This window comes from uncultured Thiodictyon sp., assembly GCF_903828115.1.
Lineage (GTDB): Bacteria > Pseudomonadota > Gammaproteobacteria > Chromatiales > Chromatiaceae > Thiodictyon.
Genome location: NZ_CAIKKU010000254.1, coordinates 1 through 6,958, shown reverse-complemented (window position 1 = coordinate 6,958; position 6,958 = coordinate 1). Strand labels below are relative to the sequence as shown.

Genomic DNA, 6,958 nt, shown 5'->3' with positions numbered 1-6,958 from the left:
CGCCCGCACTGCATTCCCCTGCTTGCGCGTGGGAACGAGAAGCCCCGCCGTCGGTGCTTGACTTAATGGCATTGGCAGCGGCCCTCGGCCGCGACGGATATCATCCCTAATCCGCTTGGGTAAAATCTGGCAAATGGAGAAACCGGACTTATGTCCGATGGGGACCGTCGGTCACCGGATGGTCCTGGGGTAGTGGGATATTCGGTGGCGAAGTAGAGTGATGATCTGTCACGACATATCGTTGATGAAGGAAGCTCGTGAGTACGACCGCGCCCACCCGCGCGACTGCGACACTGCCGCAAACCAGCGCGGGGCTTGGTGGGCGCGACGGCAAGTGTCGGCCCTGGAACGCATCCCCCTTCTTTTTCCGTACGCCGGTTGCGCTATGAACACCCTGTCCGCGTCCCTTCTCAGCCTCGGGATCCTCGTCGCCGCTGCCGCTCTGCCCGGTCTCTACCCCCTGGACGCGGCCGCCGCCGCCGTGCCGGTCCCCGCGGCGCACGACCACGCGGCGGTTGTCTATCAGTGCCCCATGCACCCGTGGATCACGTCAGACAAGCCGGGGCAGCGCTGCACCATCTGCGGCATGGATCTGGTCGCGGTCGCCGGCGCCGCAGCGGCGGCGCTCGACCCGGGCCTCGTCACTCTAACCGCCGCCCAGGCCGCGGTGACCGGGGTGGCGGTGAGCGAGGTCAGGCGAGGGGCACTGACCCGGACGCTGCGGGTCAGCGGTGTCATCGAGGACGACGATACCCGTCACCGCATCCTGGCCGCCCGGGTGCCGGGCCGGGTCGAGAAGCTCCAGGTCAATTATCTGGGGGCCGAGGTGGCGGCGGGGGCGCCGCTCGCGACCGTGTTCAGCCCCGAGATGCTCACGGCCCAGCGCCAGTATGTCGAGCGGATCAAGGCCGGCGCCGTCGCCACCTCGCTGGCCGAGCGCGCGGCGGCCCGCGAGCGCCTGCTGGAACTGGGCCTGACCGAGGAGGAGATCCGCATCCTGGAGGGCACGCTGAAGCCTACCGCGATGGTCAATATCCGTGCCCCGATGTCCGGTACCGTCGTCTCGCGCGCGGTCTACGAGGGTCAATATGTCAAGACGAATGATCCGCTGTTCGAGATCGGTGACTTTTCGCGGATGTGGTTCGTCTTCGACGCCTATGAGCCGGACCTGGCCTGGCTGCGCCTGGGGCAGACGGTGGACCTGTCGGTCCCGTCCCAGCCCGGCCGGGTCCTGAGCGCCCCCATCAGTTTCATCGAGCCCAGCCTCAACGAGAAGACGCGCACGGCGCGGGTGCGGGTGACCCTGGACAACGCCGAGCGGCGCCTGCACCACCGGGAAACCGCCCAGGCGCTGGTCGCCCTCACGGGGCCGGAGGCCCTGCTGGTGCCGCGCGCCGCCGTCCTCCAACATGGCGGGCGCCCGGTCGTCTATGTCGATCAGGGCGGTCAAGGTTATCGGGCGCGCGAGGTCCGGCTCGGCCGCGTGGGCGACAGCGACGCCGAGGTCCTGGGCGGTCTCAGCGCCGACGAGCGGGTGGTCACCCAGGCCGCCCTGATCCTCGATTCTCAGGCGCAACTGGCCCATGCCGCGGTCGAGGTCGCGGCGGCCGGACCGGTGCCGGTGCTGCCCGCCAAGGTCCCGGCCGGTACCCCAGCCCATAGCGAGGGCGCCTATGCTCTGCTGCGCACCCTGGTCTTCGCCGCCGCCGACGCCGCCGCCGCGCTGGGGGCCGACGACCTGCCCGGCTACCGCAAGGGCCTGCCCGCCCTGCGCGCGGCGCTCGCCGCCTATCTCGCGGGCTATGCCCCGGCCGCCCATGGCGATCTGGCCGCCTTCGCCGGTAAGCTGCCCGACCCGCCCGACCTCGACTCCGCCCGCCGCGCCTTCGAGCCCTTCAGCACGGCCGTGGCCGACCTGGCCCGCGCCGAACAGGTCCAGCAGCGCGAGTCGATCTGGATCTACCAGTGCCCGATGAGCCCGGTACTGGGCACCGCGCGCTGGCTCTCGCGCGCCCATCAACTGCGCAATCCCTTCTTCGGCTCGGCCATGTCCGGGTGTGGGGACGAGGTCAAGTGAGAGGACGAAGATCATTTAGCCGCAAAGGAACGCAAAGGAACGCAAATAGGGAATGCTTTTCGTGACTCGTTACCGAGGGGCTTATTCGCGTTCATTTGCGTTCATTTGCGGCTAAACTCTCCTTTTGGAATCCGCGCCCTTCATGATTAACCGCGTCATCCACTGGTCCCTGCACCACCGCTTCCTGGTCATCGGCGCACTGGTCGCGCTGTGCGCCTGGGGTGTCCTGGCGCTCGGGCGCGTGCCGATCGATGCCATCCCCGACCTGTCGGAGAACCAGGTCATCGTCTATGCCGACTGGCCGGGCCGCTCGCCCCAGGAGGTCGAGGACCAGATCACCTATCCGCTCTCGGTCTCCTTGCAGGGGCTCGCCGGGGTCCGCACCGTGCGGGCCAGTTCCATGTTCGGCTTCGCCTTTCTCACGGTCATCTTCGCCGACAGGATCGACCCCTACTTTGCCCGCACTCGGGTGCTGGAGCGGTTGAATTCACTGGGCGAGCTGCTGCCCCAGGGCGTGACGGCGCGGCTCGGACCGGACGCGACCGGGCTCGGCTGGGTCTATCAGTATTACCTCAAGGACGCCTCCGGTACCCAGGACCTGGGCATGCTGCGCACGCTGCAAGATACCTATATCCGCTATCAACTGGCCGCCGTGCCGGGCGTGGCCGAGGTCGCGAGCATCGGCGGCTTCGTGCGTCAGTATCAGATCGAGGTCTCATCGCTCAAGCTCAAGCAATACGGCGCCACCCTGGGCGAGGTGATGGACGCCGTGACCGCGAGCAACCTCAATGTCGGCGGCAAGACCATCGAGGAGAATGGCGCCGAGTTCATCGTGCGCGGCGTCGGCCTGGTGCAGGGGGTGGCGGACCTGGAGCAGGTTCCGGTGCTGCCGCGCAACGGCACGCCGCTGTATCTGCGCGATGTGGCGACCATCCGGATCGGCGGCGACTTCCGCCGCGGGGCCCTGGATGTCGATGGGCGCGAGGTGGTCGGCGGCATCGTGGTCATGCGCTATGGTGAGAACGCCTACCGGGTCATCGCGGACCTCAAGGCCCGGCTCACCGCCCTGGCCCCCGGCCTGCCCCCGGGCGTGCGCGTCGTCTCCTTCTATGACCGCAGCGACCTGATCGGGCGCGCCATCGGGACCCTCAAGGAGACCTTGGCCGAGGAGATCGCGCTCGTCATCCTGATGCACGTCCTGTTCCTGTGGCATTTCCGCAGCATCCTGATCGTCACCCTGCCGCTGCCGGCCTCGATCCTGATCGCCTTCATCCTGATGGACCAGTTCGGCATCGCGGCCAACATCATGTCGCTGACCGGCATCGCCATCTCCATCGGGGTCCTGGTGGATGCCGGTATCGTCATGACCGAGAACGTCATCCGCCACTGCGAGCGGGCCGAGGCCCGGCTCCAACGCCGGCTCGATGCGGCCGAGGTCTTCGCCCAGACGCTCGCTGCCGCCACCCAGGTAGGTCGTCCCCTGGTCTATTCGATGATGATCATCATCCTTGCCTTCGTGCCGGTGTTCCTGCTGACCGGGCAGGAGGGCAAGCTCTTTCATCCGCTCGCCTATACCAAGACCTTCGCCCTGCTCGGGGCCACGCTCTTGGCGGTGACCGCGGTGCCGGTCTTCTGCACCCTGCTGGTGCGGGGTCCGTTGAAACCGGAGGCGGAGAACTGGCTGATGAAGGGGCTCCTGCGCCTCTATGAGCCGGTGCTCGACTGGGCCCTGGGGCACCGCAAGTCGGTGCTGGGGCTCGCCGCCGGCCTGCTGGCGGTCTGCATCGTCATTGCGCTGGGGCTGCCGCGGGCGGTCAACGACCGGCTTCCGGCGTCCGTCGCGCGCCATACGCAGGGGTTCGGCAGTGAATTCATGCCCACCCTGGAGGAGGGCTCCCTGCTCTTCATGCCGGTGCTGCTGCCCGCCACCTCACTCACCGAGGGCAAGCGCATCATGGCCTGGCAGGACCAGGTGATCCGCGCGCACCCGGCGGTCGCCGCGGCGGCCGGCAAGCTCGGGCGCGCCACCACCGCGACCGACCCGGCCCCGGTCGAGATGATCGAGACCACCATCACGCTCAAACCGCGCGACCAGTGGCCGCCCGGGACCACCAAGGCCTCGATCGTCAGTGACCTCTCGGCGCGCCTCATGGACCTGCCCGGGTCAGTCCCCGGCTTCCTCCAGCCGATCGAGAACCGCATCCTGATGACCAGCACCGGCATCCGCGCCCAGGTCGGGGTCAAGGTCTTCGGCGATGATCTCGACGCGCTCCAGCAGCAGGCCTTCGCCATCGAGCGCGTCATCCAGCGGGTGCCGGGGGCGGTGGGCGTGGCCCCCTCGCGGGTGCAGGGTAAGCCCTATGTGGAGATCGAGGTGCGGCGCGACCTGCTCGGTCGCTATGGGCTCAGCGTCGCCGAGGTCTTCCGTCAGGTGGAGGCGGGCATCGGCGGGGTGACGGTCGGCACCACCATCAAGGGCCGCGAGCGCTGGCCGCTCCAGGTGCGGCTCGAGCAGGAGGAGCGCGGCGACATCGACCGGCTGGGCGAGATCCCGCTGGCCACCCCCACCGGCGCCCGGGTGCAGTTGCGCCAGGTGGCCGAGGTGCGGCGGGTGGTCGGCCCCAATGAGATCCAGAGCGAGAACGGCCGGCTGCGGGTCTTCGTCCAGGCCAATGTCCGCGACCGGGACCTGGGTAGTTTCGTGGAAGACATCAAAGGGCGCATCGCCAAAGAGATCACCCTGGCGCCCGGCATGACCATCGAATACTCAGGCCAATACGAACAGCAATTGCGCGCCCGCCGGACGCTGCTCTATGTCTTCCCCACCGTGATCCTGATTATCTTTGCGACCCTGGTGATGACCTTCCGCTCCATCGGTGAGGCGGCCCATGTGATCCTGGCGGTGCCCTTCGCACTCACCGGCGGCGTACTGCTCCAGGCCTTCCTGGGCTTCAACTTCAGCGTCGCCGTCTGGGTCGGCTATATCGCCCTCTTCGGTACCGCCATCCAGACCGGCATCATCATGGTGACCTATCTGGAGGAATCGGTGCAGGAGGCCGGCGCACGCCTGGGGCGGGAACTCACCCGTCCTGAGTTGATCGCTGCCGTCAAGGCCGGCGCCCGACTGCGGCTGCGCCCCAAGGTCATGACGGTCGCCACCACCATCGCCGCGCTATCGCCGATCTTCTGGCTTCAGCGCACCGGGGTGGAGATCATGCAGCCGCTGGCCACGCCGGTCGTCGGCGGCATGATCTCCAGCCTGGTGCATATCCTGATCGTCACGCCGGTGATCTTTTTGTGGTTACGGGAGCGTGGGCGTCCCGCCCGCGCGGGGTCGGCTGCAACAGGGGCATAAAGGTGATGGCGGCGTCCTGCGCGGCTTACCGCAACTGCTGGCGCAGTGCACCGATGTCGTTCACACTCAACCCCGTGGCCGCGGCAATGGTGGCGTCGTCGAGGCCGCTCGCGCGAATGAGGTTGATCGCGGTTTGGCGCAGCGCCTCCGCCTTGCCTTCCTCCCGCGCGTCCTTGAGCAGGCTGCGCTCGTCGCGTAGCGCCCGCTCGCGCACGAAGGCTAGTCGGCGCGTTTCGGCGTCGGCGCTCAGGTGTTTGAGCTTGTCGAGCGCGGCGCGGACGGGTTCGTCGGCGATTTGGGACATGGTTTGGTCCTCTTGCCAGTGTTCAAAGAGCGCAATCCAGGCGGCGAGGGCGCCTGTTTCCTGTTGGAGTCGATCGGCCTTGCGCAGTTCGATCAGGTTCAGTTGCAACTCTCGATCCAGGGTAACACTTGGGGTCTTGGCGTCGCGCATCTCAAAGCACCAGATGGCCTGCCCTTGATGCGCCGAGTCTTGGAACAGGTCGAAGTCGAGCAGATGGATGCCGATGGCGGGCTTGAGTCCGCCGTAGTCGTCGCCGGCGACCAACTGGCCGCTGACGAGCTTGGCCAGATAATAGGCGCTGCGGGCGCTCCAGGCCCGGTAGCGGCGGACCTGCATCTCGATATGGATGTCGGCGAACGGCCTCAGCGTCCCGGTGCTGCTGGCCGTCGTCTTCCTCCTGCGCACCCATCTGCGCATCCGCCGCCACCCCGACGGCCGCTGGGACTTTCAGATCGAGCACAAGCCCGGCGACACCCAGCTCCTGACCGATCTGCTCAGGCGCATCCAAGCGCTGCTGCCTGGAACGGGGGCCGGCGGGGATTGACCGGCCGCCGCCCGGACGGAGTCCAAGGCTTCAGCCTTGGATGGGCAAGACCAAGGCTGAAGCCTTGGACTCCAGAGAACAGCGCTGGCCGCAACGATGATCAAGGCCCCCGCAACCGACTCAAGCTATGCTTGTGCCGCCCACCCTTCCATCTCCCCCGGAGTCAGCGACCATGCCAACGCGCAAGCTCATCAGCTTCGACTGGGCCATGAAACGGCTGCTGCGCAGCAAGGCCAACTTCGGCATCCTCGAGGGCTTCCTGAGCGAGTTGCTGCGCGAGGACGTACAGATCATGGAGGTCCTGGAATCGGAGTCGAACCGCGACACGGCCGACGACCGCTCCAACCGCCTGGACCTCAAGGTACGCAACCACCGCGGCGAGCTGGTCCTGATCGAAGTCCAATACGAGCGCCAGCACGATTACCTGTCGCGGATGCTCTACGGCAGCGCCCGCACCCTGGTCGAGCACCTGGATGCCGGCCAGGCCTACGCGGACCTGGTCAAGGTCATCTCGGTCAACATCCTCTATTTCGACTTAGGAGCCTAGCAGAAATAACTTGAACAATACGTGAATTGCGGTTACGCTTGGTGCATGGATGTTACCAAGATAATCGAAGAAAAGTATCGGGCGCTTTCCGGTCGCCTGGATGAAGCGACGTTGCGCCTGTGGGCAGCGGT

5 protein-coding genes are annotated in these 6,958 nt (G+C 67.0%); 4 read left to right on the top strand and 1 reads right to left on the bottom strand.

The genetic code is table 11. From position 1 onward, the window contains the following. Nucleotides 1–385 precede the first annotated feature (385 nt). Both QZY48_RS09705 and QZY48_RS09700 read left to right on the top strand, forming a co-directional pair. Nucleotides 386–2,077 carry an efflux RND transporter periplasmic adaptor subunit gene (locus QZY48_RS09705; RefSeq protein ID WP_295430534.1) on the top strand — a complete coding sequence of 564 codons (1,692 nt, stop codon included), beginning with the start codon at nt 386–388 and terminating at the stop codon, nt 2,075–2,077. A gap of 142 nt (nt 2,078–2,219) precedes the next feature. Next, the gene (locus QZY48_RS09700) at nt 2,220–5,432 is read left to right on the top strand and encodes a CusA/CzcA family heavy metal efflux RND transporter (protein WP_295430532.1); all 3,213 of its coding nucleotides are present in this window, start codon (nt 2,220–2,222) and stop codon (nt 5,430–5,432) included. 25 nt (nt 5,433–5,457) lie between these two features. Here the strand turns inward: QZY48_RS09700 and QZY48_RS09695 are convergent, their stop codons facing one another. Continuing rightward, entirely contained in the window at nt 5,458–6,072 is a 615-nt protein-coding gene (locus QZY48_RS09695; RefSeq protein ID WP_295430530.1) for an Rpn family recombination-promoting nuclease/putative transposase, read from the bottom strand. Nucleotides 6,073–6,082: 10 nt separating this feature from the next. Here QZY48_RS09695 and QZY48_RS09690 point away from each other — a divergent pair, with 10 nt between their 5' ends. Then, nucleotides 6,083–6,280, top strand: coding sequence for a hypothetical protein (locus QZY48_RS09690; protein WP_295430528.1), 198 nt, complete (start codon nt 6,083–6,085; stop codon nt 6,278–6,280). Between the two features lie 172 nt (nt 6,281–6,452). After that, complete coding sequence (locus QZY48_RS09685; protein ID WP_295430526.1) at nt 6,453–6,827, top strand: Rpn family recombination-promoting nuclease/putative transposase; 375 nt, start codon at nt 6,453–6,455, stop codon at nt 6,825–6,827. The last annotated feature ends 131 nt before the right edge of the window (nt 6,828–6,958 follow it).